Annotated in this window: 26 protein-coding genes and 5 tRNA genes; 15 read left to right on the top strand and 16 right to left on the bottom strand. The window is 55.8% G+C overall.

Annotated features, from left to right (window positions below; translation table 11 throughout):
- The first annotated feature begins 140 nt into the window (after positions 1-140).
- From csrA to FNY10_RS19525, 12 genes are all read left to right on the top strand, one after another.
- A complete protein-coding gene (csrA, locus tag FNY10_RS19580) occupies positions 141-326 on the top strand; it encodes a carbon storage regulator CsrA (RefSeq protein WP_000906486.1) in 186 nt (61 codons plus the stop codon).
- Positions 327-650: 324 nt separating this feature from the next.
- A tRNA-Ser gene (locus FNY10_RS19575) sits at positions 651-743 on the top strand.
- Positions 744-747: 4 nt separating this feature from the next.
- Positions 748-824 (top strand) — tRNA-Arg (locus tag FNY10_RS19570).
- A gap of 197 nt (positions 825-1,021) precedes the next feature.
- Positions 1,022-1,098 (top strand) — tRNA-Arg (locus tag FNY10_RS19565).
- A gap of 226 nt (positions 1,099-1,324) precedes the next feature.
- Positions 1,325-1,401: transfer RNA gene (locus tag FNY10_RS19560), tRNA-Arg, on the top strand.
- Between the two features lie 62 nt (positions 1,402-1,463).
- Positions 1,464-1,540: transfer RNA gene (locus FNY10_RS19555), tRNA-Arg, on the top strand.
- 349 nt (positions 1,541-1,889) lie between these two features.
- The gene (locus tag FNY10_RS19550; protein WP_100685803.1) at positions 1,890-2,204 is read left to right on the top strand and encodes a BON domain-containing protein; all 315 of its coding nucleotides are present in this window, start codon (positions 1,890-1,892) and stop codon (positions 2,202-2,204) included.
- Between the two features lie 120 nt (positions 2,205-2,324).
- The gene (yqaB, locus tag FNY10_RS19545; RefSeq protein WP_160703119.1) at positions 2,325-2,891 is read left to right on the top strand and encodes a fructose-1-phosphate/6-phosphogluconate phosphatase; all 567 of its coding nucleotides are present in this window, start codon (positions 2,325-2,327) and stop codon (positions 2,889-2,891) included.
- The gene (locus FNY10_RS19540; protein ID WP_131048913.1) at positions 2,888-3,316 is read left to right on the top strand and encodes a YqaA family protein; all 429 of its coding nucleotides are present in this window, start codon (positions 2,888-2,890) and stop codon (positions 3,314-3,316) included. The genes yqaB and FNY10_RS19540 overlap by 4 nt, the downstream gene beginning before the upstream one ends.
- Before the next feature lie 198 nt (positions 3,317-3,514).
- Complete coding sequence (gene gshA / locus FNY10_RS19535; RefSeq protein WP_160703117.1) at positions 3,515-5,071, top strand: glutamate--cysteine ligase; 1,557 nt, start codon at positions 3,515-3,517, stop codon at positions 5,069-5,071.
- 163 nt (positions 5,072-5,234) lie between these two features.
- A complete protein-coding gene (gene luxS, locus FNY10_RS19530) occupies positions 5,235-5,750 on the top strand; it encodes an S-ribosylhomocysteine lyase (protein WP_004866815.1) in 516 nt (171 codons plus the stop codon).
- A 49-nt stretch (positions 5,751-5,799) separates the two neighbouring features.
- The gene (locus tag FNY10_RS19525; protein ID WP_160703115.1) at positions 5,800-6,567 is read left to right on the top strand and encodes an AraC family transcriptional regulator; all 768 of its coding nucleotides are present in this window, start codon (positions 5,800-5,802) and stop codon (positions 6,565-6,567) included.
- Here FNY10_RS19525 and leuA read toward each other — a convergent pair.
- From leuA to FNY10_RS19445, 14 genes are all read right to left on the bottom strand, one after another.
- Positions 6,546-8,222 carry a 2-isopropylmalate synthase gene (leuA, locus tag FNY10_RS19520; RefSeq protein ID WP_160703113.1) on the bottom strand — a complete coding sequence of 559 codons (1,677 nt, stop codon included), beginning with the start codon at positions 8,220-8,222 and terminating at the stop codon, positions 6,546-6,548. The genes FNY10_RS19525 and leuA overlap by 22 nt on opposite strands.
- Before the next feature lie 146 nt (positions 8,223-8,368).
- Positions 8,369-9,907, bottom strand: a complete 1,539-nt coding sequence (emrB, locus tag FNY10_RS19515) for a multidrug efflux MFS transporter permease subunit EmrB (protein WP_100685808.1) — start codon at positions 9,905-9,907, stop codon at positions 8,369-8,371.
- A gap of 15 nt (positions 9,908-9,922) precedes the next feature.
- Positions 9,923-11,095 (bottom strand): multidrug efflux MFS transporter periplasmic adaptor subunit EmrA, encoded by a 1,173-nt coding sequence (gene emrA, locus FNY10_RS19510; protein ID WP_100685809.1) that lies wholly within the window; start codon positions 11,093-11,095, stop codon positions 9,923-9,925.
- 129 nt (positions 11,096-11,224) lie between these two features.
- Entirely contained in the window at positions 11,225-11,755 is a 531-nt protein-coding gene (gene mprA / locus FNY10_RS19500) for a transcriptional repressor MprA (protein WP_100685810.1), read from the bottom strand.
- Between the two features lie 84 nt (positions 11,756-11,839).
- Positions 11,840-12,181 carry an L-valine transporter subunit YgaH gene (gene ygaH, locus FNY10_RS19490; RefSeq protein ID WP_100685811.1) on the bottom strand — a complete coding sequence of 114 codons (342 nt, stop codon included), beginning with the start codon at positions 12,179-12,181 and terminating at the stop codon, positions 11,840-11,842.
- Positions 12,171-12,899 (bottom strand): AzlC family ABC transporter permease, encoded by a 729-nt coding sequence (locus tag FNY10_RS19485; RefSeq protein ID WP_100685812.1) that lies wholly within the window; start codon positions 12,897-12,899, stop codon positions 12,171-12,173. Before FNY10_RS19485 ends, ygaH begins: the two co-directional genes overlap by 11 nt.
- A gap of 207 nt (positions 12,900-13,106) precedes the next feature.
- Positions 13,107-14,105 (bottom strand): glycine betaine/L-proline ABC transporter substrate-binding protein ProX, encoded by a 999-nt coding sequence (gene proX, locus FNY10_RS19480; RefSeq protein WP_160703109.1) that lies wholly within the window; start codon positions 14,103-14,105, stop codon positions 13,107-13,109.
- 71 nt (positions 14,106-14,176) lie between these two features.
- The gene (gene proW, locus FNY10_RS19475) at positions 14,177-15,241 is read right to left on the bottom strand and encodes a glycine betaine/L-proline ABC transporter permease ProW (protein ID WP_131048906.1); all 1,065 of its coding nucleotides are present in this window, start codon (positions 15,239-15,241) and stop codon (positions 14,177-14,179) included.
- Positions 15,225-16,436, bottom strand: a complete 1,212-nt coding sequence (proV, locus tag FNY10_RS19470; RefSeq protein ID WP_100685815.1) for a glycine betaine/L-proline ABC transporter ATP-binding protein ProV — start codon at positions 16,434-16,436, stop codon at positions 15,225-15,227. The genes proW and proV overlap by 17 nt, the downstream gene beginning before the upstream one ends.
- A gap of 355 nt (positions 16,437-16,791) precedes the next feature.
- Positions 16,792-17,754, bottom strand: coding sequence for a class 1b ribonucleoside-diphosphate reductase subunit beta (nrdF, locus tag FNY10_RS19465; protein WP_160703107.1), 963 nt, complete (start codon positions 17,752-17,754; stop codon positions 16,792-16,794).
- Positions 17,755-17,764: 10 nt separating this feature from the next.
- Complete coding sequence (gene nrdE / locus FNY10_RS19460) at positions 17,765-19,909, bottom strand: class 1b ribonucleoside-diphosphate reductase subunit alpha (protein ID WP_141963761.1); 2,145 nt, start codon at positions 19,907-19,909, stop codon at positions 17,765-17,767.
- Complete coding sequence (nrdI, locus tag FNY10_RS19455) at positions 19,882-20,292, bottom strand: class Ib ribonucleoside-diphosphate reductase assembly flavoprotein NrdI (RefSeq protein ID WP_100685818.1); 411 nt, start codon at positions 20,290-20,292, stop codon at positions 19,882-19,884. Before nrdI ends, nrdE begins: the two co-directional genes overlap by 28 nt.
- A complete protein-coding gene (gene nrdH / locus FNY10_RS19450; RefSeq protein ID WP_100685819.1) occupies positions 20,289-20,531 on the bottom strand; it encodes a glutaredoxin-like protein NrdH in 243 nt (80 codons plus the stop codon). Before nrdH ends, nrdI begins: the two co-directional genes overlap by 4 nt.
- Positions 20,532-20,714: 183 nt before the next feature.
- Complete coding sequence (locus FNY10_RS19445) at positions 20,715-21,146, bottom strand: carboxymuconolactone decarboxylase family protein (RefSeq protein WP_160703325.1); 432 nt, start codon at positions 21,144-21,146, stop codon at positions 20,715-20,717.
- Positions 21,147-21,257: 111 nt separating this feature from the next.
- Here FNY10_RS19445 and FNY10_RS19440 point away from each other — a divergent pair, with 111 nt between their 5' ends.
- Positions 21,258-22,619 (top strand): PLP-dependent aminotransferase family protein, encoded by a 1,362-nt coding sequence (locus FNY10_RS19440; RefSeq protein WP_160703105.1) that lies wholly within the window; start codon positions 21,258-21,260, stop codon positions 22,617-22,619.
- A gap of 143 nt (positions 22,620-22,762) precedes the next feature.
- On the opposite strand, the gene FNY10_RS19435 is transcribed toward FNY10_RS19440, so the two are convergent.
- Positions 22,763-23,089, bottom strand: a complete 327-nt coding sequence (locus FNY10_RS19435) for a DUF883 family protein (protein WP_100685822.1) — start codon at positions 23,087-23,089, stop codon at positions 22,763-22,765.
- Positions 23,090-23,239: 150 nt separating this feature from the next.
- Here FNY10_RS19435 and FNY10_RS19430 point away from each other — a divergent pair, with 150 nt between their 5' ends.
- On the top strand, positions 23,240-23,602 hold the full coding sequence (locus tag FNY10_RS19430) for a DUF2002 family protein (RefSeq protein ID WP_100685823.1): 363 nt from the start codon (positions 23,240-23,242) through the stop codon (positions 23,600-23,602).
- Positions 23,603-23,690: 88 nt separating this feature from the next.
- Here the strand turns inward: FNY10_RS19430 and alaE are convergent, their stop codons facing one another.
- Positions 23,691-24,140, bottom strand: a complete 450-nt coding sequence (gene alaE, locus FNY10_RS19425) for an L-alanine exporter AlaE (protein ID WP_100685824.1) — start codon at positions 24,138-24,140, stop codon at positions 23,691-23,693.
- Between the two features lie 715 nt (positions 24,141-24,855).
- Between alaE and stpA the strand changes: the two genes are divergently transcribed.
- A complete protein-coding gene (gene stpA / locus FNY10_RS19420) occupies positions 24,856-25,257 on the top strand; it encodes a DNA-binding protein StpA (RefSeq protein ID WP_100685825.1) in 402 nt (133 codons plus the stop codon).
- Positions 25,258-25,339 lie beyond the last annotated feature (82 nt).

Here is a 25,339-nt window from a genome sequence, read left to right as displayed (position 1 = left end):
TAAACTTAGGTTTAACAGAATGTGATGCCGTGACTGCTTACACCGCAAGGTGTTTGTCATCGCTTACTTTTTGGCGTTATATGATGGATAATGCCGGGATACGAGAGACCCGACTCTTTTAATCTTTCAAGGAGCAAAGAATGCTGATTCTGACTCGTCGAGTTGGTGAGACCCTCATGATTGGAGATGAGGTCACTGTGACAGTTTTAGGGGTTAAGGGTAACCAGGTACGTATTGGCGTGAATGCCCCTAAAGAAGTCTCCGTGCATCGTGAAGAGATCTACCAGCGTATCCAGGCTGAAAAATCCCAGCAGTCCAGTTACTAATGTTTTCGCGCCTCGCGATTCCGTGAGGCGCATCCCCCGTTCCCGTCCTTTTTTCTGGCTTTTCTTCTTCTGTTACCTCGTTTTTCTGTTTATCGCTCATTGTGCGCAACATTTATCTTTTGCCTGCCGCTGGCCGAAATCCCTGAATTCCTGTTGATAAAACACTCTTTTTGCCGTTTTTGCAGGCTAATTGCGCGGTAAGTGTGCAAACGGAAAAAGGTCTCGAAAAATTGTTTGACTTATAAGTACCAGAAAGTAATATGTGCGCCATCGCAGCGACGAAGAGCAGAAACAAGTTCTTCGAAGCACTCGTAAGAGGCGTGTGGTGAGGTGGCCGAGAGGCTGAAGGCGCTCCCCTGCTAAGGGAGTATGCGGTCAAAAGCTGCATCCGGGGTTCGAATCCCCGCCTCACCGCCATTTTGCATCCGTAGCTCAGCTGGATAGAGTACTCGGCTACGAACCGAGCGGTCGGAGGTTCGAATCCTCCCGGATGCACCATATTATCCATTACTTCAGCAATGAAGGGGTGGTTGAGGTAGCGGTGATAACCGCAAGCACCAGGAAGGATAACGTTGCATTAGCAACGGCCCGCAGGGCGAGGCGAAAGCCGAGTCATCCTCCCGGATGCACCATCTTACTCAGTGTGGCAAGTGTTAGATGTGACACTGACGCGTAGTAAAGCAGTTCTCCCTGATGCATCCGTAGCTCAGCTGGATAGAGTACTCGGCTACGAACCGAGCGGTCGGAGGTTCGAATCCTCCCGGATGCACCATCTCTCTCTGAGATAACAGCAAGACTGTTGTTTCATGGTCTGCGAGATAATCGCCAGAACCAGGGATGATAACGTTGCGTAAGCAACGGCCCGTAGGGCGAGCGAAGTGAGTCATCCTCCCGGATGCACCATCTTCTCCGAGATAACAGCAAAACTGTTGTTTCATGGTCTGCGAGATAATCGCCAGAGCCAGGAAAGATAATGTAGTAAAGCAGTTTTCCCTGATGCATCCGTAGCTCAGCTGGATAGAGTACTCGGCTACGAACCGAGCGGTCGGAGGTTCGAATCCTCCCGGATGCACCATCTTACTCAGTGTGGCAAGTGTTAGATGTGACACTGACGCGTAGTAAAGCAGTTCCCCTGATGCATCCGTAGCTCAGCTGGATAGAGTACTCGGCTACGAACCGAGCGGTCGGAGGTTCGAATCCTCCCGGATGCACCATCTTCTCCAGATTCACATCAAATTTATCGCTTCATGGTCTGTGAAATTATCGCCAGCACCAGAGAGGATAACGTTGCGTAAGCAACGGCCCGTAGGGCAAGCAAAGTGAGTCATCCTCCCGGATGCATCCTCTTCTTCAGATTCTCCTTTTCCTTAAAACCCCAAAAATCCAAACCGTTTACCCTTTCTCTGTCTGCTTTTCTGGCAAAAGGCACTCAGGTCATCCCGGCGGTGAATCTCTTCAACAACGCTTAGTGAACTTTTTTTATTAGCAAGTGATTCTTTCCACTATAATTTACCCGTATGTGTCGGCCTGATTTGGGTGAGATGAGTGCAAGGAGAGAAATCCATGAAATGGTTCAAAGCAATACCTGCGTTTTGTGCGACGCTTCTGGTCGCCGTATCATTAGCTGGCTGTGCGGGATCGCCTACGAAGGAAAGTACCGGTGGCTATATTGATGATACCGTCGTCACCACGAAGGTTAAAACGGCGCTGTTTAACGAAAAAGACATTAAATCTTCTGAAATCAGCGTACAGACCTTTAAAGGGCGCGTTCAGTTAAGCGGTTTTGTCTCATCAGCGAAGGATGCCAGCCGCGCGGTGGAAGTGACCCGCAGAGTGCAGGGCGTTCGTGTGGTTGAGAATGATTTAAGAATCAAATAAACCACGATATGACTCAGATAAAGGCGCCCGAAGGCGCCTTTATTGCCTGAGGCGCTGGCCGCGACAACATGCCCCTTTTGCGATAAAGTAACGTTTTCTTACCCGGTTTGTGAGAACTCGATGTACGAACGTTACGCAGGACTGATCTTTGATATGGATGGCACTATCCTGGATACCGAACCGACGCATCGTAAGGCGTGGCATGAGGTTCTGGGTCGTTACGCAATGCGTTTCGACGAGCAGGCGATGGTCGCGCTCAATGGTTCTCCGACCTGGCGTATAGCCCAGGCGATTATCGAACTGAATCACGCTGATTTAGATCCTCACCGCCTGGCGGAGGAAAAAACCGTGGCCGTGAAGGCCATGCTGCTGGACAGCGTGCGTCCCTTACCGTTGATAGACGTTGTGAAGGCATGGCACGGGCGTCGTCCGATGTCGGTCGGTACCGGGAGCGAAAGCGCTGTCGCTGAAGCGCTGCTGGCGCATCTCGGCCTGCGGCACTACTTTACGGCGGTGGTTGCCGCCGATCATGTCCAGAATCATAAACCGGCGCCCGATACCTTCCTGCTGTGCGCGGAGCGCATGGGCGTCGCGCCGGAAACATGCGTCGTTTTTGAAGATGCGGATTTTGGTCTGCAGGCGGCGCAGCGCGCGGGAATGGATGCCGTGGATGTTCGGCTGCTGTGAGCGACGCGCTGTCGCTGATATCGCTGTTTGCCAGTAGTTTTTTGAGCGCCACATTACTTCCCGGCAATTCGGAAGTTGTGCTGGTTGCGATGCTACTGTCGGGGGTAAGCCAACCGTGGGCCCTGGTATTAATAGCAACAATCGGCAATAGCCTTGGAGGGGTAACTAACGTTATTCTGGGGCGTCTGTTTCCGCTGCGCAAAACATCGCGCTGGCAGGAAAAAGCAACCGACTGGTTAAAGCGCTACGGCGCGGTCACATTATTATTAAGCTGGGCGCCGGTCATCGGCGATTTACTGTGTCTGCTGGCGGGATGGATGCGCATCTCCTGGGGGCCGGTACTTTTTTTCTTATGCCTTGGCAAAGCGTTACGCTATATCGTCATTGCGGTGGTAACGCTTCAGGGCATGACGTGGTGGCACTAATTGTGGAACTAAGACTATCCCGGCAGGCCGTGTTACCGGTTATTTTGCACCTGGGCTGTGCCCGAAATCCGCGCGTACTGCCAGTGCGCTTCGGTTTTCGTGCGCGGAACCGGCAACAGTAACGTCTTCTGGGATAACCTGTATGGTCACCATTACAATTATGCTTATTCAAACGATTTTGACAGGCGGGAGGTCAAATTGATCCCGGATGTATCACAGGCGCTGGCCTGGCTGGAAAAAAATCCACAGGCTCTACAGGGTATCCAACGTGGTCTTGAGCGCGAAACGCTGCGCGTCAATGCCGATGGTTCACTGGCGACGACCGGTCACCCTCTGGCCCTTGGCTCGGCGCTGACCCACAAATGGATTACTACCGACTTCGCTGAAGCGCTGCTGGAGTTTATTACGCCGGTTGATGGCGACATTCAGCATATGCTCACCTTGATGCGCGATGTTCATCGCTATACCGCACGTCACCTGGGCGATGAGCGGATGTGGCCACTGAGTATGCCTTGCTACATTGCCCCTGGTCAGGGCATCGAACTGGCGCAGTATGGCACCTCGAATATTGGCCGTCTGAAAACGCTGTACCGCGAGGGGCTGAAGAACCGCTATGGCGCGCTGATGCAAACCATCTCCGGCGTGCACTATAACTTCTCGCTGCCGATGGCCTTCTGGCAGGCGAAGTGCGGCGTTGACGATGCGGAAAGCGGCAAAGAGGCGATTTCCGCCGGCTATTTCCGTTCAATTCGTAACTATTACCGCTTCGGCTGGGTGATCCCCTACCTGTTCGGCGCTTCTCCGGCCATCTGCTCTTCGTTCCTGCAGGGGAAACCGACGACGCTGCCGTTTGAGAAAGCGGAAAATGGGATGTACTACCTGCCTTATGCGACCTCTCTGCGCCTGAGCGACCTGGGGTATACCAATAAGTCGCAAAGCAATCTCGGGATTACGTTTAACGATCTTCACGAGTATGTGGCGGGATTGAAGCGGGCGATTAAAACGCCGTCGGAAGAGTATGCCCGGATTGGCATTGAGAAAGACGGTAAACATCTGCAAATCAACAGCAATATTCTGCAGATTGAGAACGAGCTCTACGCGCCCATTCGGCCGAAGCGGGTGACCCGCAGCGGCGAGACGCCTTCCGACGCGCTGCTGCGCGGCGGCATTGAATACATCGAAGTCCGCTCGCTGGATATCAACCCGTTCTCACCGATTGGCGTTGATGAGCAGCAGGTACGTTTCCTCGATCTGTTTATGGTCTGGTGCGTACTGGCCGATGCGCCGGAAATGAGCAGCGACGAGCTACTGTGTACGCGCACCAACTGGAATCGCGTGATTCTGGAAGGTCGTAAGCCGGGGCTGACGCTGGGTATCGGCTGCGCAAGCGCGCAGTTCCCGCTGGCTAAAGTGGGTAAAGATCTGTTCCGTGATTTGCGCCGCGTGGCGCAGACGTTAGATAGCATCCACGGCGGCGAAGCCTACCAGCAGGTGTGCGATGAGCTGGTCGCCAGCTTCGACGATCCGGAATTAACTTTCTCAGCCCGCATTCTGCGTTCTATGCTTGAAGAAGGGATTGGCGGCACCGGTAGGGAGCTGGCCGATCAATATCGTACGATGCTGCGGGAAGAGCCGCTGGAAATTTTGCGTGAAGACGATTTTATCGCCGAACGTGAAGCTTCAGTGATGCGTCAGCAGAAGGTGGAAGCGGAAGATAGCGAGCCGTTTGAAGCCCTGTTAGCAAGACACGCGTAGCAAAGAGCGATACAAAAGAAAAAGGCCACATCAATGTGGCCAAACTTTCATCTCTGATTCAGGGATGATGATGATAATAAATGCGCGTCTTTCATATACTCAGACTCGCGGGTATAAGAAGAGTTCATTTTATTTTAAAAAAAATCACTATCGGAGGTGAAGAATGCCGTTGTTAGATAGTTTCACAGTCGACCATACCCGCATGGAAGCACCGGCGGTGCGCGTTGCGAAGAAAATGAACACGCCGCACGGCGATGAAATTACCGTTTTCGATCTGCGTTTTTGCGTACCAAATCAGGAAGTGATGCCGGAAAGAGGGATTCATACTCTTGAGCACCTGTTCGCGGGCTTTATGCGCGACCACCTGAACGGCAATGGTGTGGAAATTATCGACATCTCTCCGATGGGCTGCCGTACGGGCTTCTATATGAGCCTGATTGGTACGCCGGATGAGCAGCGCGTAGCCGACGCCTGGAAAGCGGCGATGGCCGATGTGCTGAAAGTGAAAGATCAGAAGCAGATCCCGGAACTGAACGTCTACCAGTGCGGTACCTATACCATGCACTCGCTGGAAGAAGCTCAGGAGATCGCGCGCCATATCATCGAGCGCGATGTGCGCATCAACAGCAACGATGAGCTGGCCCTGCCGAAAGAAACCCTGCAAGAACTGCATATCTAGTTCTTCTGTCGGCCCGGCTATCTTCGCCGGGCCGCTATTCTGCGCCGCCATGTCGACGACCGTAACCTTCTCGTTTCAACACCGCGCCCTGGTGCCGTTCGCCCATGATTACGCTCACGGCGATAGCGAACCGTGGCATCAGCATGACTGCGCCCAACTGCTGCATATCCTCAGCGGTGTGGTGCGGGTTGACACGCCGGTGGGCTACTGGGTTGTCCCGCCCGGACGCGGCGTCTGGCTACCGGCTGGCACGCCCCACGCGCTGCGTATCACCGGACAGGTCGCAGCCCGCACGCTGTTTATCGATCCGCTCGCCCGCGCCGATCTGCCGTCTGCGTGCCAGATCGTGCAGATCACGCCGCTGCTGCGTGAGCTGATCGTCACCTCGCTGGCCCTCGCTGAGCGCTATGAACCCGGCAGTCGCGATGAGCGCATTTATGAACTCATTCTCGATGAGATTCGCGGTATGGCGGTGCTGCCTTTTGGCCTGCCGGAGCCCCGGAGCGAGACGCTGCGCCGTTTATGTCACAAGGTGCGGGAAATGCCGGGGGAAGTCTGGAGCAGCCAGCAGGCGGCGAAAGAGAGCAATATGAGCGAACGCACGCTCAACCGCCACTTTCAGCAGCAGACCACGCTCACCTGGAGTGAATGGGTGCGCCGGGCGAAGCTGATGGAAGCGCTGGTTCGCCTGGCGCAGGGGCAGTCGGTGCTGCGGGTGGCGCTGGATCTGGGCTATGGTAGCCATAGTGCCTTCAGCGCCATGTTTCGTCGGGTTATCGGGATGGCTCCCAGCGATTATTTCCGCTCGCCGGAGTGATCGCCTGCGCTGAGCGCATTGCACAGCGCCTGTAACGAGGCGCGCGCGACGTCGTTATCGATGCCGACGCCCCAGCGGCTGCTGCCATCGGGGAAGATACAGCGAATATAGGCCACCGAGCGGCTGTCGCTGCGTTCACCGAGAGTGTGCTCATGGTAGTCCTTTATGACAAACGCTTGCTTTAGCAGCGCGCTGAGACCGTTGGCGGCGGCGGAGAGCAGGCCATTGCCATGCCCCTGTAGGCGACGCGTCTCACCGTTGACCCGCAGCGTACCTTCCAACGCCAGTTGGCCGTCCTGCCGGCTGTCGGTTTTATACTCCAGCAGCGCCAGCGGCGGCTGAGCGACCAGCCCGTAGCGGGAACGGAACAGCTGCCAGAGCGCATTCTGCGTCATCTCTTTGCCATGCGTATCGGTTTCCTGCTGAACGTGCTGGCTGAAATCCTGCTGCAGCGCGCGGGGCAGTTTCAGTCCGTGATTCTGTTCGATTAACCAGGCGCTGCCGCTCTTACCGGACTGGCTGTTGACGCGGATAACCGCTTCATAGCTACAGCCGATGTCCTGCGGGTCGACGGGCAGGTAGGGCATCTCCCAACGATCGCCGGGCTGGCGGGCATCGAATCCCTTCTTAATGGCATCCTGATGAGAACCGGAAAAGGCGGTGTAGGCGAGGCTGCCGGCCCACGGATGGCGCGGGTGAACCGGCAGCTGATTGCAATTCTCCACCACTTCCACCACCCGTTTCATCTCCGGGAAGCTGAGTCGCGGCGTAATCCCCTGGCTGTAGAGGTTCATGGCCAGGGTGACCAGACAGACGTTACCGGTACGCTCACCGTTGCCGAACAGACAGCCTTCTACGCGGTCGGCGCCGGCCATCACCGCCAGTTCGGCGCTGGCAACGCCGGTTCCCCGATCGTTGTGCGGATGCACGCTGATGCAAACATCGGCGCGGCGGGAGAAATGGCGGCAGAAAAATTCAATCTGATCGGCGTACACGTTCGGCGTGTTGACCTCAACGGTGGCGGGCAGATTAATAATCATCGGGCGTTGTGCGCAGGGCTGCCAGATGTCCGCCACCGCTTCACAGATCTCAAGAGCAAACTCCGGCTCGGTAAAACAGAAGGTTTCCGGGGAGTATTCATACTGCCAGAGCGTCTGCGGCTGCGCTTCGCACTGCTGGCGAATCAGACGGGTGGCACGGGTCACCAGCTCAATGACCTGCGCTTTCTCCATTCCGAAAACCAGCTTGCGGAACAGCGGAGCGGTGGCGTTGTACAGATGGACGGTGGCGCGATGGGCGCCGCGCAGCGACTCAAAGGTCCGCAGGATAAGATCTTCCCGCGCCTGGGTCAGCACCTGAATGGTGACATCTTGTGGAATGCGCTGTTCCTCAATCAGCTGGCGGACGAAGTTGAAGTCGGTCTGCGATGCTGCGGGGAAGGCGACTTCAATCTCTTTAAATCCGCACTCCAGCAGCAGCTCCCAGAACTGCAGCTTACGTGCGCCGTCCATCGGCTCGGCCAGCGCCTGGTTGCCGTCGCGCAGGTCGGTGGAGAGCCAGCGCGGCGCATGGGTTATCGGGTTGTCCGGCCAGCGGCGGTCGGGCAGGGAAATGGGCGGCCAGGGGCGATATTTTTCACCGGGATTTGTCAGCATTGTTCTCTCCTTGTGTCGGATCTTTATCCTGCCGAAGCGCAGAGCGGCCTGCTTTAGCAAACTGGACAGAAACTAGCGAGAACTGGACAAGGCTGGTGTAGCGCCGGCAATAAAAAAGGGATCCGCAGATCCCTTCAGGTCAAACTTTAGTGCGCGCCGCCGCCCCCGCCCCCGGCGCTAAACGGCGGTCTGGCAAACCACACCAGCCCCAGCAACAGGATAAATATCGCCGCCGATAACCAGAAAATTTCGTTGGCGGAGATAATCAGCCCCTGGTTAGTTATCTGCTGCGCTATCCAGCCGGACGCCTGCTGTTGAGTCATCCCTAATCCCTGCAGCTGGTCATACATCTGCTGGGCGTTGGGATTATAGGGGGTCACCGACTCGGTGAGCTGCGCATGGTGCAGCGCCTCGCGGTTCGTCCACATGGTGGTGGTAATCGAGGTGCCTATTGACCCTGCCAGCGTACGGGTGAAGTTCGACAGGCTCGAGGCCGCCGCCAGCCGTTCCGGCGGCAGGCCGGACAGGGTGATGGTGGTCAGCGGCATAAAGAAGCAGGCCACCGCGAAGCCCTGGATAAACTGCGGCCACGCCGAGGCGCCGAAGTCCATGCCGGGCTCGAAAGTCCAGGCGCGCCAGTAGAAACACACCGCGTACATAATAAAGCTGAAGGTGACCAATCGGCGCATATCGAGCTTATGGGCAAAGCGGCCGATAATTGGCGACAGGATAACCGGGATAACCCCCACCGGTGCGGAAGCCAGACCGGCCCAGGTGGCGGTATAACCATATACCTCCTGCAGCAGCTGCGGCAGCAGCACGATGGCGCCGAAGTAGAGCATATAGGCGAGGCTGATACACAGACAGCCGATGGTGAAGTTTCGCGACTTGAAAAGCGACAGGTCGACTATCGGGTTATCGTCGGTCAGTTCCCAGACTATCAGGAAACTGATGGCGATCACCGCCACGATTGTCAGCACAATAATCTCGTTGGAGGCGAACCAGTCCAGCTCTTTACCGCGGTCGAGCATCACCTGCAGACTGCCGATACCGATGATCAGCAGCGCCAGGCCAACGCCATCGATTCGCCGCTGTTCCGTTTTGGTTTCACGGCTGCGCAGGGTTTGCAGCGTCATCACCACCACCGCGATGCCAATCGGTACGTTGATGAAGAAGATCCAGCCCCAGTGGTAGTTGTCGCTGATATAGCCGCCGAGAATAGGGCCGCAAATCGGCGCGACGATCACCGTCATCGACCACAGCGCCAGCGCGATAGAACGTTTTGCCGGCGGATAGTTGCTGAGCAGCAGACTTTGCGACAGCGGAATCAACGGACCGGCGACGATCCCCTGAATCACGCGGAAGAAAATCAGCATCGTCAGGCTGTTGGACATCCCGCAGGCCCAGGAGGCGATGGCGAACGCCACCGTCGACCACAGGAACAGCTTCACTTCCCCGACGCGTTTTGCCAGCCAGCCGGTGATCGGAATAGAGATGGCATTCGCCACCCCGAATGAGGTGATAACCCAGGTCCCCTGGCTCAATGATGAGCCAAGGTTACCGGCAATGGTCGGAATGGCCACGTTGGCGATAGTGGAGTCCAGCACCTGCATGAAGGTCGCAAGCGACAGCGCAATGGTCATGATGACCAGTTGCGCGCCTTCCAGCGGTTTTTGCTGTTGCATTACGCTCACTCCGAATTATCCCGCGTTAGCCTGGATGATACCCTCGATCAGTTTGTTCACCGGCTCCAGGGCGATTTCACGGGCATTGCTTTCATAAACCGGGGATTTGCGCGTCTGGTTAGCCAGCATCTCGCCGTCGCGGTTGGTGGTGTTCACCTCAACCAGCGTTGAAAGACCGATGCGCAGAGGGTGCTCTGCCAGCTGCTTTTCATCCAGTTCGATACGTACCGGCAGGCGCTGAACCACTTTGATCCAGTTGCCGGTGGCGTTCTGCGCTGGCAGCAGCGAGAAGGCGCTCCCGGTGCCCATATCGAGGCCGACCACTTTACCGGTGTACTTCACATCATCGCCGTAAATATCGCTGATCACGGTAGCCGGTTGGCCGATGCGCATATGCGCCAGCTGGGTCTCTTTAAAGTTGGCGTCGATCCACAGATTGGTGGCCGGTACCACCGCCATCAGCGGCGTGGTCGGGCTAATCTGCGCGCCGGGCTGCACGGCGCGACGGGAAACGTAGCCGCTAATCGGGCTGACGATTTGCGTCCGCTGCAGCGCAAGCCAGGCGTTACGGACATCCGTCGCCGCCTGCAGAACCGCCGGCTGTTGCTCCAGGCTGGTGTTCAGCACGATAGCCTGGTTGGCATTGAATTGCTGAATGGCGACATCCAGTTCGGCCTGCGCGCTGGCAACCGTATCGCGCGCGTGCTGCAGCTCTTCGCGGCCAATCAGGTTGGCGGCGCCCAGCGGGATACGCCGGTTAAGGTCGGTCTGCGCCTGAGAGAGCGCGGTTTTCTTGACGTCGATATTGGCCTGCAGCTGTTTGCTGTTGATCATCTGCTGACGCGTCTGACGAACGCTGGCGGCCAACTGGGTTTTCGCCTTTTCAAATCCCTGCCGGGCGTCGGTCTGGTCAAGGGTGACCAGCGGGTCGCCCTGCTGCACGAAATCGGTGTTGTCGGCCCAGACTTTCGTCACGCTGCCGGACACCTGCGCCATGATTTGTACCTGGTTCCCTGCCACATAAGCGTCATCGGTTTCTTCATAATGACGTAGTACCAAAAACCAATAAATTCCGTAGGCCACGGCAATAATAATAAAGAGCAAGGTTAACAACAGCAGGGCGCCTTTGCGTTTGCCCTTCTTGCTGTCCGGTTGCTGCGGGATTTGGCTCTGCGCATTCGCGCTCATGTTATTCTCCACGATCTTATTATTTCACATCGGCTGAGCCGACCTGTTTATCAGAAAGGCCAGCAAAAGATCTGCTGGCCTGTCTGTTTTCCTTGTCAATCCAGAAAAAGTTTTGCGCGGTTCCCGCGCTTAGCGCAGCGACTCCGCCAGTACGCCGTCCTCTTCCATCTGGTCAAGGCGACTAAGCAGTTTGCGGGTGATGTGCTCGAGCTGGTCTTTCTCGCTGGAGCTCAGGGAAGACCAGAGCTGATGCAGGCAGTTGTGCTGCGGCGGTAAAACTTCGCGCAAAAACTGATGACCTTTGTCGGTGAGTTGCAGATGCAGGCAGCGACGATCGTTATCGCTTTCGCGACGCTCAATCCAGCCGCGTTTTTCCAGTTCATCGGCAATACGGGTTGCGTTGGTTCGTGACGATCCCAGCGCGCAGCTCAGCTCGGAAGGCTGAATGCTGTGGTTTTCCTGAGACTCCAGGGTTATCAGCGCCATAAATAATGTCTCGTTAATCCCCTGCGCTTTCAGCATCTTATTGCGGTTTTCCAGTAGCTTGCCCTGCATGTGCATGCACAGGCGGGTGAGCAGAATCTCCTGGAAAGGGAAATCTTCGTGACGGCTGGCGCGGAACTTGAGCATTTGCTCAATGGGGGTAAACGAACTATCCATTTGGGTATGACCTCATTAATTACAGCTGATATAATAACTATTGTGACAAATAAATCAAATCAATTATTGACTAAAATTGATACTTTAGACGTATAAAAACGCCGTGATTTTCCATGCTACGCCATAGGCCAGCGCGCTCAGTAGCGTCGGTATAATAATGCTGCGCGTCTTCCAGAACGCCAGTCCCAGCACCGCGAAGCCGACCAGTGTCGGCAGCAGCCGCCGGGAATCGCTGAGGATTTCCGGCACGCTGGAGACGATCAGCAGGGCACAGATGGAGGCGATACCGATAGTATCGAGCAGCACGCTGAGCGGGCCGCGACGACCGGTACGGGCATGACCTGCGCGCAGGCGCAGCGGCAGATAGCGAAACAGATAGTTCACGCAGCCGACCACTATCCCGATAATCAGCACGTTATTGTTCATCGGGCATCCCCTGAATGCTGGCCTGCAGCAGCGCAGTCAGACAGCCGCAGACAATCCCGGCGAGGATCGCCGCCGGAATCGAGAACAGAATCATGCCGCCCAGCGCGCCCGCCAGCGCTGCCGTTACGCTGAGAGACTGTTTACGCTGGAATGAAGCCAGTAAGAAGCTCATAAACAGCGCGGGTAGCATAAAGCTCAGCGCGGCCTCCACCGCCGGAAAACCGACCAGCAGGCCGCTACCGGAGTAGGCGCCGATCAGCGTGCCGAACACCCATGATATCCAGGAGGTGAAGGCGATGCCGAGCATCCAGTTTTCGCTCCAGCGGCGGTTGTCGCGAACCAGCTTTGCGGTGGCCGCCGCGAACACTTCGTCGGTCAGGCCAAAAGCCCAGAGCGCGGTTTTGCGTTTATCCAGCGCGCGATGAAGGCGGCTACGTAGCGAAGGACCGTACAGCACGTGACGCACATCCATCGCCATCACGGTGAGGGCCGCCACCCACAGCGAACTGCCTGCGGCGAGCATCGTGGTGATGACAAACTGGCTGGCGCCGGCGTAGATGATGCAGGAAAAGAACAGGCTTTCCAGCGGCGTAAAGCCGAGTCGGGTGGCGTTCAGGCCAAAGGCGAAGGCCACGGGAATATAGCTAATCACAATCGGCAGGCTGTCTTTAATTCCTTCAGGCAGCGTGGCCTCGCTGGCGGGGGCGGGTTTTTCCATAGGGTGTTATTTATTGATAATTCACGTGAATATCACATGATTGAACAGGTGAGATTACCTTAGCAGAGACCGGGGGCTTTGACACCTTGTTAAGCGGCGCGGGCCAGGCGGGCGAAAGCGTCTGCATGTTGCCCCGAACAGTGCCGGAGCAACAACGTGGCGCGATCGGACACCCGGATAGCGCCACTATCCGGGTCTGAGGGAAGATTACTTCTGCGCGGCCAGCGCTTCTTTCACCCAGCCGTCAAACTGCTGCTGGTGGGCTTTGATCCAGCCATCAACGTGACCCTGAATATCCGCTTCCGAGGCGTGACCTTCATGCATCATGGCGTTTTCGGCGTTAATATCGGCAATGGGCAGCTTCATGATGCTAAACAGTTTTGCCGCCGCCGGGTTTTTCTCAGCCCAGGCTTTGTTGGCCACGATATGCATCGTGCTTACCGGGAAGCCATAGTTCGCGCCGTTCGCCAGTTTGGTATCGATATTTTTCTGCACCCCCGGCAGGGAGGAGAACGGAACCTGCAGCCAGACCACATCTTTGCCCGGCTTCAGCACGTCGCTGACCCAGTACGGTGTCCAGGTGTAGTAGATAACCGGCTTACCTTCTTTAAAGCGGGCAATGGTATCGGCCATCATCGCCGCATAGTTCCCCTGATTGTGCTCCACCGTTTTGCTCAGGCCATAGGCATCAATCTGATGATTAATGACCGCTTCGCAGCCCCAGCCCGGCGTACAGCCGGTCAGATCGGCTTTGCCGTCGCCGTTGGTGTCAAACAGTCTGGCGATTTTCGGGTCTTTGAGCCGATCGATGGATTTGATGTGATACTGTTCGGCGGTTTTTTTGTCGATCAGGTAGCCCTGCGCCGCGCCATTCACATAAACGCCTTCACGGTAGAAGCTTTTGTCGCCCCCGGCGGCGGCGTACATATCGTCGTGCAGCGGTTGCCAGTTGACGGCGGTAAAGGTCGCGTCGCCGGAGGCAAGCGAGGTATAGCCGACGTTGTAGTCCACTTCGCTGGGTTTATCGACGGTGTAGCCCAGTTTTTCCAGCGCGCGGCTTACCAGCAGGGTCTGGAAGGTCTCTTCCGTAATGGTGCTTTGAATGGGTTTAACGGTAATGCCTTTTCCCGGCAGGTCGGCTGCCCAGGCGGCGCTGGTGGCGAGAAGCGTGGCAAACGTTGTGGCAATAATCGTGTTATGTCGCATCGTTATTCCTTATCAATGAGAAGGGAGTGCTGCGGGCCCGGCAGGCGCAGTGCCGCCGGGCGATGAGAAGCTTATTTACAGAACGGGCGGGTAATCAGCCCCAGGGGGCCGGTCGCGTACCAGCGGCGGTTGCCGCGGCTGCGGGAATCGCGGCCGACGGCCTGGGTCAGGCGGTCGAGAATAATCGCCAGAATGACGATCCCGACGCCGCCGACGCTCGCCAGCCCCATATCGAGGCGGCCGATCCCGCGCAGCACCATCTGGCCCAGGCCGCCCACGGCGATCATCGAGGCTATCACTACCATCGACAGCGCCAGCATCAGCGTCTGGTTAACCCCGGCCATGATGGTCGGCATCGCCAGCGGGAGCTGCACTTTAAAGAGCAGCTGACGCGGGCTGGCGCCGAACGAGCGCGAAGCCTCAATCAGGTCCGCGGGCACCTGGTTAATCCCGAGGATGGTCAAACGGACGATAGGCGGCAGGGCGAAGATAATGGTCACCACCACGCCTGGCACGTTACCAATCCCGAACAGCATCACAATCGGCACCAGGTAGACGAACGCTGGCGTGGTCTGCATGGCATCCAGCAGCGGGCGAATAATTTTCGCCGCCCGTGGGCTACGCGCCAGCCAGATCCCCAGCGGCAGGCCGATCAGCATACAGAACAGCAGTGCGGTCAGGACCAGCGCCAGGGTCACCATCGCCTGCGACCACGCGCCGATGGCGCCGATGGCAACCAGAGAGAGAAGCGTTGCCGCGCCCATCCCCACGCTGGAGATTTGCCAGGCGATAAGCGCGAACAGCACAATGGCGACCGGTGCCGGCATACCGAGCAGTAGTTGCTGGAAGGCGCTGAGGATATAGTCCACCGGCACGCGGATACCCTGAAACAGCGGGCGGAAGTGCACCACGATCCAGTCGATACCGTGCGTCACCCAGCTGTCGAGCGGAATCAGCGTTTTATGGAACGGATCCAGGATGTTGAAATGTTCCGGCTGCGGCGCCGGCGCGCTGTTGAGCCAGTCGGTACTACCGCCATCGGTCGGCGCGGATGGCGGGGAGCCCCAGGCATCGGCAGATTGCGCGGCGCTATCCGCCGCCGGAGCGCTATCCCACGGGTTAGATTGATCGGTCATTGTTTGCCCCCTCGCGATCTAAAGCTTTCAGCAGCATGCCTTTAGAAATAATACCGATGTACTGGTGCCCTTCATCCACAACCGGGACCGCGCACGGTGCCAGGCCGACGTGGGAGAGCAGGTCGCTGAGCGATGTTTGCGCATCTATCGCCTGCGGGGAGGCGAGTAACGCCGCATCAATTCCCTGACCTTCGCTCAAGGCGGATTTCAGTGAATCAATAGAGACAATACCGACAAACTTATTACCACGTTCAATCACATAACCATATTCACGGTCTTCGTCCTGCAATAATTTCAATGCCGAACGCGGACCGAAACCTGGCGTTTTACGAATTAAGCCCACCGGGCTTCGACGGGCAATATCTTTAGCGCTGAATACCTGGCTAATATCGACGCCGCGGAAGAAGGTTTTGACATAATCATTAGCCGGATTATTCAGTATTTCATCCGGGGTTCCGACCTGAATGACTTCGCCATTTTGCATGATGGCAATCCGATCGCCAATGCGCATGGCTTCATCAAGATCGTGGGAAATAAAGACTACGGTACGCTGATGTTGCGCCTGTAATTTTGTCAGCTCATCCTGCATCTCCGTGCGAATTAATGGGTCAAGGGCCGAAAAGGCTTCGTCCATTAATAAGATATCAGGGTTGATGGCCAGCGCGCGGGCGAGACCGACGCGCTGGCGCATTCCGCCGGAGAGCTCATCCGGGTAAGCATGCGCGTAATTCTCCAGGCCGACCTGACGCAGCGCCTCCAGCGCTTTCTGCTGGCGCTGCTGGGTCGGGATGCCCGCCAGCTCCATGCCAAAGGCGGCATTGTCGAGCACGGTCATATGCGGCATCAGCGCAAATGACTGAAATACCATAGCGATCTTTTTTCTGCGCACCTCACGCAGCTCGGCTTCTGAGATTTTGGCGATATCGACGCCATCTATCAGCACCTGCCCGCGGGTGGGTTCAATCAGGCGATTGAGAAGGCGAACCATGGTGGATTTTCCTGAGCCGGAAAGCCCCATGATGACGAATATCTCGCCTTCTTCAATGGCCAGACTGGCGTCTTTTACGCCAAGCGAAAGTCCCGTTTTTTCCAGTAGTTGTTCTTTAGTAAATCCTTTTTCAATATATTTGAACGCTCGCTGTGGATGCTCGCCAAATATCTTATAGAGATTCTTGATTTCTAATTTAATTGCCATGCAATAGAGGGTTTCCTGTTATTTGTATTCTGTCAATATAGTACCTGGTGGAGATAATTGCCTTTTTACACCCTAACATACTCAGATTCTGTGACAACCCTCAATGTCCCGCTGGCGGTGAAATGAGAGGGGGCATCTTCGACGTATTCCCCATGATAGAAGGGCTGGGCCTTGATAATTGGCAGGTAATATTTTTTGCTGATGGCGGGAAAATAATTGGTGAACCACGCGATTCCCGCTAAATATTACGGCAAGATGTCAGGGAAATATCAGGTGGTTTTTTTGTGTGATGAAAGTCATTAATGTGAAATAGATCACCAGGAAAACGGGCAATATTTTCCTGGTGAAAGTAAGGTTAAAAATCCCAATCGTCGTCGGCGGTTTCTTCCGTTTTGCCCATCACATACGAGGAACCGGAGCCGGAGAAAAAGTCGTGGTTTTCATCGGCGTTTGGCGAAAGCGCTGCCAGAATTGCCGGGTTAACGGCGGCCATCTCTGCCGGAAACAGCGCCTCGTAGCCGAGGTTCATCAGCGCTTTGTTGGCGTTGTAGCACAGGAAGGCGTTCACCTCTTCAATCCAGCCGCTGTCGGCGTACAGATCCCGGGTATAGGCCAGTTCGTTATCGTACAAATCCATCAGCAGATCGAAGGCGAAATTCTTCAGTTGCTCCCGCTCGTCGGCGGCGATGTTGGCCATCCCCTTTTGATACTTATAGCCGATGTAATAACCGTGTACCGCTTCATCACGGATAATCAAGCGAATCAGATCGGCGGTATTGGTCATTTTGCCGCGGCTTGAAAAATACATCGGCAGCCAGAATCCGGAATAGAAGAGGAAGGATTCGAGAAACACGCTGGCGATTTTCTTCTTCAGCGGATTATCCGCCTGATAATACTCCAGCATCAGCCGGGCTTTGTGCTGGAGCGGCGCGTTCTCTTCGCTCCAGGCGTAGGCGGCATCGACATCTTTGGTCTGGCACAAGGTGGAGAAAATCGAGCTGTAGGAGCGGGCGTGCACCGCCTCCATAAAGCTGATGTTGGAGAGCACCGCCTCTTCGTGCGCGGTCAGCGCATCCGCCATCAGCGCCGGCGCGCCGATGGTGTTCTGAATCGTATCGAGCAGCGTCAGTCCGGTGAACACGCGAATAGTGAGCTGCTGTTCCGCCGCGGTCAGCGTCTGCCAGGCGGGAATGTCGTTGGACAACGGCACTTTCTCCGGCAGCCAGAAGTTGCTGGTCAGACGGTTCCAGACCTCAAGGTCCTTATCGTCCTCGATTTTATTCCAGTTGATAGCGCTGATACGTGATAAATGGGTCATCCTGTTCTCCTTACAGCGCGCAGGATACGCAGCCTTCGATTTCGGTACCTTCCAGCGCCAGCTGGCGCAGGCGGATGTAATACAGTGTCTTGATGCCCTTTTTCCACGCGTAGATCTGCGCCTTGTTGATATCGCGGGTGGTGGCGGTATCGGGGAAAAAGAGCGTCAGCGACAGCCCCTGATCGACGTGCCGCGTGGCTTCGGCGTAGGTGTCGATAATCTTTTGCGGGCCGATTTCCCAGGCATCCTGATACAGCGCCAGGTTGTCATTGGTCATAAATGGCGCGGGATAGTAAACCCGCCCGGTTTTCCCCTCCTTGCGGATCTCTATCTTCGAGACAATCGGGTGGATACTCGACGTCGCATGGTTGATATAGGAGATCGAACCGGTGGGCGGGATGGCCTGCAAATTACGGTTATAGATGCCGTAGCGCATCACGTCATCGCGGAGCTTCAGCCACATCTCGCGGTCGGGCAGGCGGATCCCGGCGCGGGCGAATAGCGCACGCACTGTTGCCGTTTTCGGCTGCCAGTCGCCCTGCAGATAGCGTTCGAAGTATTCGCCGCTGGCATAGCGCGATTGTTCAAATCCGGCAAAATGCTCACCGCGCTCGCGGGCTATCTGCATCGACGTGTGCAGCGCGTGCCAGGTGACGGTATAAAAATAGAGGTTGGTAAAGTCCAGCCCTTCCGGGCTGCCGTAGGCGATGCCTTCCCGGGCCAGATAGCCATGCAGGTTCATCTGGCCCAGACCGATGGCACGGGAGGCGGCATTGCCCGCCGCCACCGATGGCACCGAGCGTATATCGCTCATGTCGGACACCGCCGTCAGGCCGCGTACCGCGACGGCAATCGTGCGGGCAAAATCCGGCGAATCCATAGTATGCGCAATATTCAGCGACCCGAGGTTGCAGGAGATATCCTGGCCCACGCTGGCATAATCCAGATTTTCATCAAAGGTCGACGGGGTGTTGACCTGCAAAATTTCCGAACACAGGTTACTCATGTTAATGCGCCCGGCAATCGGGTTGGCGCGGTTAACGGTATCTTCAAACATGATGTAGGGATAACCGGACTCGAACTGAATTTCCGCCAGCCGCTGGAACAGATCGCGGGCGCGGATCCAGCGTTTGCGGACCCGCTCGTCGGCGACCAGCTGCGCGTACATCTCGCTGATGGCGACATCGCCAAACGGTTTACCGTACAGACGCTCGACGTCATAGGGCGAGAACAGCGCCATCTGCGCGTCGTCTTTCGCCAGCTGGAAGGTGATGTCCGGGATAACGACGCCAAGCGACAGGGTTTTGATGCGGATTTTCTCATCGGCGTTTTCCCGTTTGGTATCGAGGAAACGCAGAATATCCGGGTGATGGGCGTGCAGGTAGACCGCCCCGGCTCCCTGGCGCGCGCCGAGCTGGTTGGCGTAAGAGAAGGCGTCCTCGAGCATTTTCATCACCGGCACCACGCCGGAAGATTGATTTTCAATGCGCTTAATCGGCGCACCGGCTTCACGCAGATTGGACAGCAAAAACGCCACGCCGCCGCCGCGTTTTGACAGTTGCAGCGCCGAGTTCACCGCCCGGCCAATCGACTCCATATTGTCTTCAATACGCAACAGGAAACAGGAAACCAGCTCGCCCCGCTGCTGTTTACCGGCGTTGAGGAAGGTGGGCGTCGCCGGCTGAAAGCGCCCGCTGAGGATCTCATCGGTCAGTTGCCGGGCCAGCGCTTCATCACCCTGCGCGAGGGTGAGGGCGACCATGCAGGTGCGATCGGCAAAATGTTCAAGGTAGCGTTTGCCGTCAAAGGTCTTCAGCGTATAGCTGGTATAGAATTTCCAGGCACCGAGAAAGGTCCGGAAGCGGAACGGGTAGCCCTGTGCGTGGTCAAACAGCGCCAGCACAAAACGGCGATCGTAGCGTGCCAGCACGCTGGCATCGTAATAGCCTTCGGCGATCAGCCATTCCAGTTTTTCATTCTGCGATGTGAAAGAGACGGTATGGGTCAGCACGTGCGTCGCCATAAAGGCGTCTACCGCCTGGTGGTCTTTTTCAAACGGAATACGGCCATTGCTGTCATACAAATTCAGCATCGCATTGAGGGCGTGGAAATCCGCCGCCCCGGTGGTCAGACGTTCTGCGGTTGTCGTTGCCAAAATTCGCTTACTCCTTTACGCACATTATCGACATCGGTAGGGGTGCCCATCAGCTCAAAGCGATACAGATACGGTACGCCGCATTTTTGCGCGATGATGTCGCCGGCCCGGCCATAGGCGTCGCCGAAGTTACGGTTACCGGCGGCAATCACGCCGCGTATCAGTTGACGGTTATGCGGGTCGTTTAAAAAGCGGATCGCCTGTCGCGGCACCGCGCCAGCCGTACCGCCGCCGCCGTAGCTGGGGACAATGAGAATGTAGGGAGCGTCTACCTGGATGCGTTCCCGCTCGTTAAGCGGAATACGCACCGCGGGCAGCCCCAGACGCTGGACGAACCGATGCGTATTTTCGGAACTGCTGGAGAAGTAGACGAGAAGGCTCATGCGTTGGCCACCGGTTCAGGGCGCAGGCGGTTAATCATATCCGGGCGAAAACCGGACCAGCGGGTTTCACCGGCTATCACGACCGGCAGCTGACGAAAGCCCTGCTCGCGCAGCATGTCAGCGGCGTCCGGATGATGCTCGACATTCACCATCTCGAAGGCAAACCCGCGGCTTTCCATGGCCCGCTTAGTGGCATGGCACTGGATGCAGTCATTTTTAGTGTAAATAGTAATGCGCATGATTCGTATTTCCATTTAAGATGGCGGAGCGGCGCAAAAAAGTGCGGCGGCCGCTATCGGTTAACTGTTCAGGAAATACTAGATGTAGTTATCTAAAAGTTCAACCACGCAATATATAGCGTTTTTAGATAAGTGGAACCCTCACGGAACACTGCCGTGAGGGCAGGACGGGTATGCCTGAAATTACAGGCGCATGCTGACCGCAAGGCGGTTAAACGCGTTCATCAGGCTGATGGCGAAGGTCAGGTCGCTGATCTGACGCGCGCTGAAATGCTCCAGCAGCGGCAGGTAAACGTCATCTTCTGCATGGGTACTGGCAATATGCGTCACCGATTCCGCCCACGCCAGCGCCGCCTGCTCTGCGGCGCTGAAATGCCCGCTTACCCGCCAGCCTGCCAGCGCATCCAGTTTAGTCTGCGCCACGCCCGATTTACGCAGCGCTTGGCTGTGCATTTCCAGGCAGAAGGCGCAGCCATTAATCTGTGATACCCGCAGGTAAACCAGCTCCAGCAGGGCACTGTCCAGTTCGCTTTTCTCCAGCGCAATCCTGGCCTGTACCAGCGCGTGATAGACTTCCGGGCTCAGTTCGTTATAGGGCTGACGGAGTGTGCTCATCATGTTTTCCTCAATGATAAATTGCGGGGAATGGGTTCTAAGACCGCAGCAAAATAGCACTATAATGGACTGCAAAAGATAGCCATATTTTGATGAAAAAAGCAGACCATAATGGAACTCAAAAAAGTCCCGCACTATCAGCGTATTGCCAGACAGCTCAAATCTGCGATTGAACACGGCGAACTCGCGCCGGGCAGCCGCCTGCCCGCCAGCCGGGTGTATGCGCAGGAGCTGGGCGTCTCCCGCGCAACCGTGGAGAATGCCTGGGGTGAGCTGGTGGCCCAGGGCTGGCTGGAGCGGCGAGGGCAGGCGGGCACCTTCGTCAGCGAGCGCCTGAGTCCGCTACGGGGGGAAGCGCCGCGTCTCCCGGCGGGCATCGAACCGACGGCGCCGCAGCCGTTTCAACTGGGGCTACCGGCGCTGGATCTTTTTCCCCGCGGCCTGTGGGCGCGGGTGATGGGGCGGCGACTGCGAACGCAAACGCGTTTTGATCTGGCGCCCGGCGATCCGTGCGGCGAGATGATCCTGCGTCGGGCCATTGTCGATTATCTGCGGCTTTCCCGCAGTATTGAGTGCCTGCCCGAACAGGTGCTGGTGACCGGCAATTATGCCGCCTCAATGAGGCTGCTGCTCCGCACTCTGGCGCGGCCAGGTCAGCATATGTGGATGGAGGATCCGGGTTTTCCGCTGATTCGGCCGGTGATAACCCAGGAAGGCGGGGTTATCGATCCGGTTCCCGTTGATGACGAGGGGATGGATGTGGCGTGGGCGCAGCGCCATTACCCTGATGCGCATTTTGCGCTCCTCACTCCCGCGCACCAGAGTCCGCTGGGCGTGGCGCTGTCGCTGGCCCGACGCAGGCAACTGCTGGCATGGGCTGCCCGCCGCGACGCCTGGATTATTGAAGATGATTACGATAGCGAGTTTCGCTACCGGGGCAAGCCGTTGCCGCCGCTGAAAAGCCTTGATGCCCCTCAGCGGGTGATTTACGCCGGCACCTTCAGTAAATCGCTTTTTCCGGCATTACGCGCCGCCTGGCTGGTGGTGCCGTTGCCGCAGGTCGCCGCCTTTCGCCAGCAGGCCGAATGGATGAGCTGTAGCGTACCGACGCTGTGGCAGCAGACGCTGGCTGACTTTATCCACGAAGGCCATTTCTGGCGTCATCTGAAGAAAATGCGCACCTGCTATGCGCAGCGCCGACAGTGGCTGGAGTCTGCGCTGTTGGCGCAGGGGTTTGGCGTTGTCCCTCAACTGGGAGGGATTCAGCTGGTGATCGCGGTAAACGGTGACGATCGGGCGCTGGCTCAGAAAGCCCGGCAGGCCGGACTGTCGGTACAGGCGCTGAGCGACTGGCGGATGCAAAGCCGCGGCGAAGGAGGATTGCTGGTGAGCTTTACCAATCTGACATCGCCGACGATGGCGACGGAGGTGGTGGGGAAGCTGAACGTCGCGCTGTTTTCTGCTGACCAATAAAGTCGCCGACTGAGAAAGCGCGGATTCAGGCCATCCTTCTAAAACAGCGATTTACCTCCCCATGCGCTGAGACAACAAAAAGCCCCCGGGCCAGAGGCTCACAGGGGCAGACGCGTATTTGTTATCTTCATTTATCGTCTATATTATCGACGTAAATTCAATAATACGCCAATAAATAGTCCTACTGCGGCAGCGGTACCGACGCTCTGCCACGGTTTATCCCGCACATAGCTATCGGCGCAGCCTGCGGCATCGCGAGCGGCCTGCTGTACCCGGTTATTGCCGTTCAGACGGGCACGCGTCTCTTTTAGCAGCGCCTGGGCTTTTTTCCGTGCGGCGTCAGCTTCATCTTTCGCATCACTGCCCCATGATTTCAGCACCTCTTCGAGCGTATCTGCTAATTGGCTGACATCGTTATGAATATCTTCAGCGCTTTCATCGACATTGTTGCGGTTCAGACGGTTAGCCATCGATTTCTCCCTTAATTCCGTTGAGTCATTAAGTGTAGAACAAGATTTTGAATTATGCTTTTGTCGTGCCGTTTCTGGAATTTTCCGAAAGCACTATCAATGATGAATAAGGTAAGGTAAATGAGCGGTAAAAGATAAAGAGGAATGAGTATGTATTTAAGACCCGATGAGGTGGCGCGTGTTCTTGAAAAAGCTGGCTTCACCATGGATGTTGTGACGCAAAAAGCGTACGGCTATCGCCGTGGCGATAATTATGTTTATGTGAACCGCGAAGCGCGCATGGGGCGGACCGCTTTAATTATTCATCCGGCGTTAAAAGAGCGCAGTAATTCGCTGGCGGAACCCGCCTCGGATATCAAAACCTGCGATCATTACGAACAGTTTCCGCTGTATTTAGCCGGAGATGTACAGCAGCATTATGGTATTCCACACGGCTTCAGTTCACGCATGGCGCTTGAGCGTTTTCTGCAGGGACTATATGGCGAAGCGCAGCCGAGTCTGTCCCATAACTAACCGTGTGATGGCCAGCGCCTGGAATGTAAAGCGGGGAATATAGACGAGCAGGCGACTGACAGCGGTCAGTCGCAGATTGCGTCGGGACTCAGGCTTTAGCCTGCTGGTAAGCGCTGACGCGGAACAAGCGTCGGCAGTAATCGAGGAAGTAGCCGTAAACCGCCCCCATCAGCATTGATATCGCAATATTTGAACTCACCGCCGCGGCAATCTGGTGCCAGTCCGCACCGACGGAAAATAAGATAGCGACATAGACCGGCGACTGAAATGTCACATAAGCCACAACGTCGGCAATACTCTTCATCCAGGCAGAAGGGCTAACGCGATGCGCCAGACGCATGGCGCGGTCGCGGTAAAACCCGTACGGCACGGCAATAATAATGTTCACCGGAATCGCCACCAGGCGTGAAGATAACGACTGCTCAAAGGTCATTCCGGAGAGAAAAATTTCGATCAACATGTTCACAACGGTGCAGTAAACCACCATCGCAAAGGTGTCTGCTACCGCATGACGCAAGCGGGACTGCGCAGAGAACATCGGTGTGCTCCTCGAAAATGAAGTCTGATACGCCAAAAGATGCGCTCTTTAACAGCGTTTTGGGTTGCCTGTTTTGATGTGCGTAGATTATCTCTCTGCATCAAAAGAGACAACTAGCTGTAAATTTTTATTTAATGGCTTTTTGTCGATAAAATACTCTGCGAAAGGCGGTTTTTTCTTCGCTGCGCTACTTTTGTCCTGATGCTTTATCTTTTTATTATTTATCAATATGTTATGTTTTTTCGTGAACGGGGCGTCACGAGCGCGCGGAGCCGCGATTGTGTCGACTGCCGCCTGAAATCACGTTTTAATGTGATGACGGTCACTTTTAGAATAATTTATGCCATAAAGGCGATTTAGTTAGCATTAGATCCTGTTTTTCTTTGTTGGTGTATATTCTGTTTTCATGCATGTTCATTCACTGGTGGCCGGTTGTGCTCTCGTCCATCCGCCGGGCGTATCCCGCTAACCTGTTGACCATCCAGGTAATATACAGACTGACGATAATTTTGCGGTTTTTTTATCTTATTCAAAATAGCCGTGAATTAATTTCCGTCCCGAACTGAATGACTTTTGGGGTTATTTTAAATAAAGTATTAACATCGTGGCCTGAATATATTTATCAGGCATCATTAAAGGTGGTAATAAATGGTTTAATATATTAAAGTACCCCGCTAGTATTGCTTATATATAATTCAGGATCGTTTAATAATTTATGTCTTTAATGTTACAAAAATTGAATAATATCCGCTCACTGCGGGCAATGTCGCGTGAATTCTCCATTGACGTACTTGAAGAAATGCTGGAAAAACTCAGGGTCGTCACTGAAGAAAAACGCTCAGAGCAGCACTCTACCCTGCAACAGCAAGCAGAATACCAGGAAAAAATTAATACCTGGCTGGAATTGATGATTGCCGACGGCATTACGCCTGATGAACTGGTCACGCAGAATGCGGGGCCGTCGAAGGCGGTGAAAAAACGCCAGCCGCGGCCGGCAAAATACCGGTTTAGCGATTTTTCCGGCGCGCAGAAAACCTGGACCGGCCAGGGGCGTATGCCGAAGCCGATCGCCCGTGCGATTAAGGCTGGTGCGACGCTGGAAAGTTTTCTGATTTAAGCGTTAGCGAAAATGAGATCCGGCAGGCGTTCAGGCGACTGCCGGATAGCGAAAAAATAACGGTGGGGAATCCCACCGTAGG

Origin of the sequence: Klebsiella sp. Lac1 (assembly GCF_009825425.1) — a bacterium.
Classification (GTDB): Bacteria; Pseudomonadota; Gammaproteobacteria; order Enterobacterales; family Enterobacteriaceae; genus Klebsiella; species Klebsiella electrica.
Note: the sequence above shows the minus strand (reverse complement) of the source record. Positions and strands in the feature narration are given on the sequence as shown.

Bases quoted from the DNA above. Each gene is read 5' to 3' on its own strand.
- proW (WP_131048906.1), bottom strand. From the start codon at position 15,241: ATGACCGATCAATCTAACCCGTGGGATAGCGCTCCGGCGGCGGATAGC.
- ygaH (WP_100685811.1), bottom strand. From the start codon at position 12,181: ATGAACAATAACGTGCTGATTATCGGGATAGTGGTCGGCTGCGTGAAC.
- emrA (WP_100685809.1), bottom strand. From the start codon at position 11,095: ATGAGCGCGAATGCGCAGAGCCAAATCCCGCAGCAACCGGACAGCAAG.
- alaE (WP_100685824.1), bottom strand. From the start codon at position 24,140: ATGTTCTCTGCGCAGTCCCGCTTGCGTCATGCGGTAGCAGACACCTTT.
- FNY10_RS19550 (WP_100685803.1), top strand. From the start codon at position 1,890: ATGAAATGGTTCAAAGCAATACCTGCGTTTTGTGCGACGCTTCTGGTC.
- FNY10_RS19440 (WP_160703105.1), top strand. From the start codon at position 21,258: ATGGAACTCAAAAAAGTCCCGCACTATCAGCGTATTGCCAGACAGCTC.
- FNY10_RS19435 (WP_100685822.1), bottom strand. From the start codon at position 23,089: ATGGCTAACCGTCTGAACCGCAACAATGTCGATGAAAGCGCTGAAGAT.
- proV (WP_100685815.1), bottom strand. From the start codon at position 16,436: ATGGCAATTAAATTAGAAATCAAGAATCTCTATAAGATATTTGGCGAG.
- emrB (WP_100685808.1), bottom strand. From the start codon at position 9,907: ATGCAACAGCAAAAACCGCTGGAAGGCGCGCAACTGGTCATCATGACC.
- FNY10_RS19430 (WP_100685823.1), top strand. From the start codon at position 23,240: ATGTATTTAAGACCCGATGAGGTGGCGCGTGTTCTTGAAAAAGCTGGC.
- csrA (WP_000906486.1), top strand. From the start codon at position 141: ATGCTGATTCTGACTCGTCGAGTTGGTGAGACCCTCATGATTGGAGAT.
- proX (WP_160703109.1), bottom strand. From the start codon at position 14,105: ATGCGACATAACACGATTATTGCCACAACGTTTGCCACGCTTCTCGCC.
- FNY10_RS19525 (WP_160703115.1), top strand. From the start codon at position 5,800: ATGTCGACGACCGTAACCTTCTCGTTTCAACACCGCGCCCTGGTGCCG.
- luxS (WP_004866815.1), top strand. From the start codon at position 5,235: ATGCCGTTGTTAGATAGTTTCACAGTCGACCATACCCGCATGGAAGCA.
- FNY10_RS19485 (WP_100685812.1), bottom strand. From the start codon at position 12,899: ATGGAAAAACCCGCCCCCGCCAGCGAGGCCACGCTGCCTGAAGGAATT.
- nrdF (WP_160703107.1), bottom strand. From the start codon at position 17,754: ATGACCCATTTATCACGTATCAGCGCTATCAACTGGAATAAAATCGAG.
- mprA (WP_100685810.1), bottom strand. From the start codon at position 11,755: ATGGATAGTTCGTTTACCCCCATTGAGCAAATGCTCAAGTTCCGCGCC.
- leuA (WP_160703113.1), bottom strand. From the start codon at position 8,222: ATGCTGACAAATCCCGGTGAAAAATATCGCCCCTGGCCGCCCATTTCC.
- stpA (WP_100685825.1), top strand. From the start codon at position 24,856: ATGTCTTTAATGTTACAAAAATTGAATAATATCCGCTCACTGCGGGCA.
- yqaB (WP_160703119.1), top strand. From the start codon at position 2,325: ATGTACGAACGTTACGCAGGACTGATCTTTGATATGGATGGCACTATC.
- FNY10_RS19445 (WP_160703325.1), bottom strand. From the start codon at position 21,146: ATGAGCACACTCCGTCAGCCCTATAACGAACTGAGCCCGGAAGTCTAT.
- nrdH (WP_100685819.1), bottom strand. From the start codon at position 20,531: ATGCGCATTACTATTTACACTAAAAATGACTGCATCCAGTGCCATGCC.
- nrdI (WP_100685818.1), bottom strand. From the start codon at position 20,292: ATGAGCCTTCTCGTCTACTTCTCCAGCAGTTCCGAAAATACGCATCGG.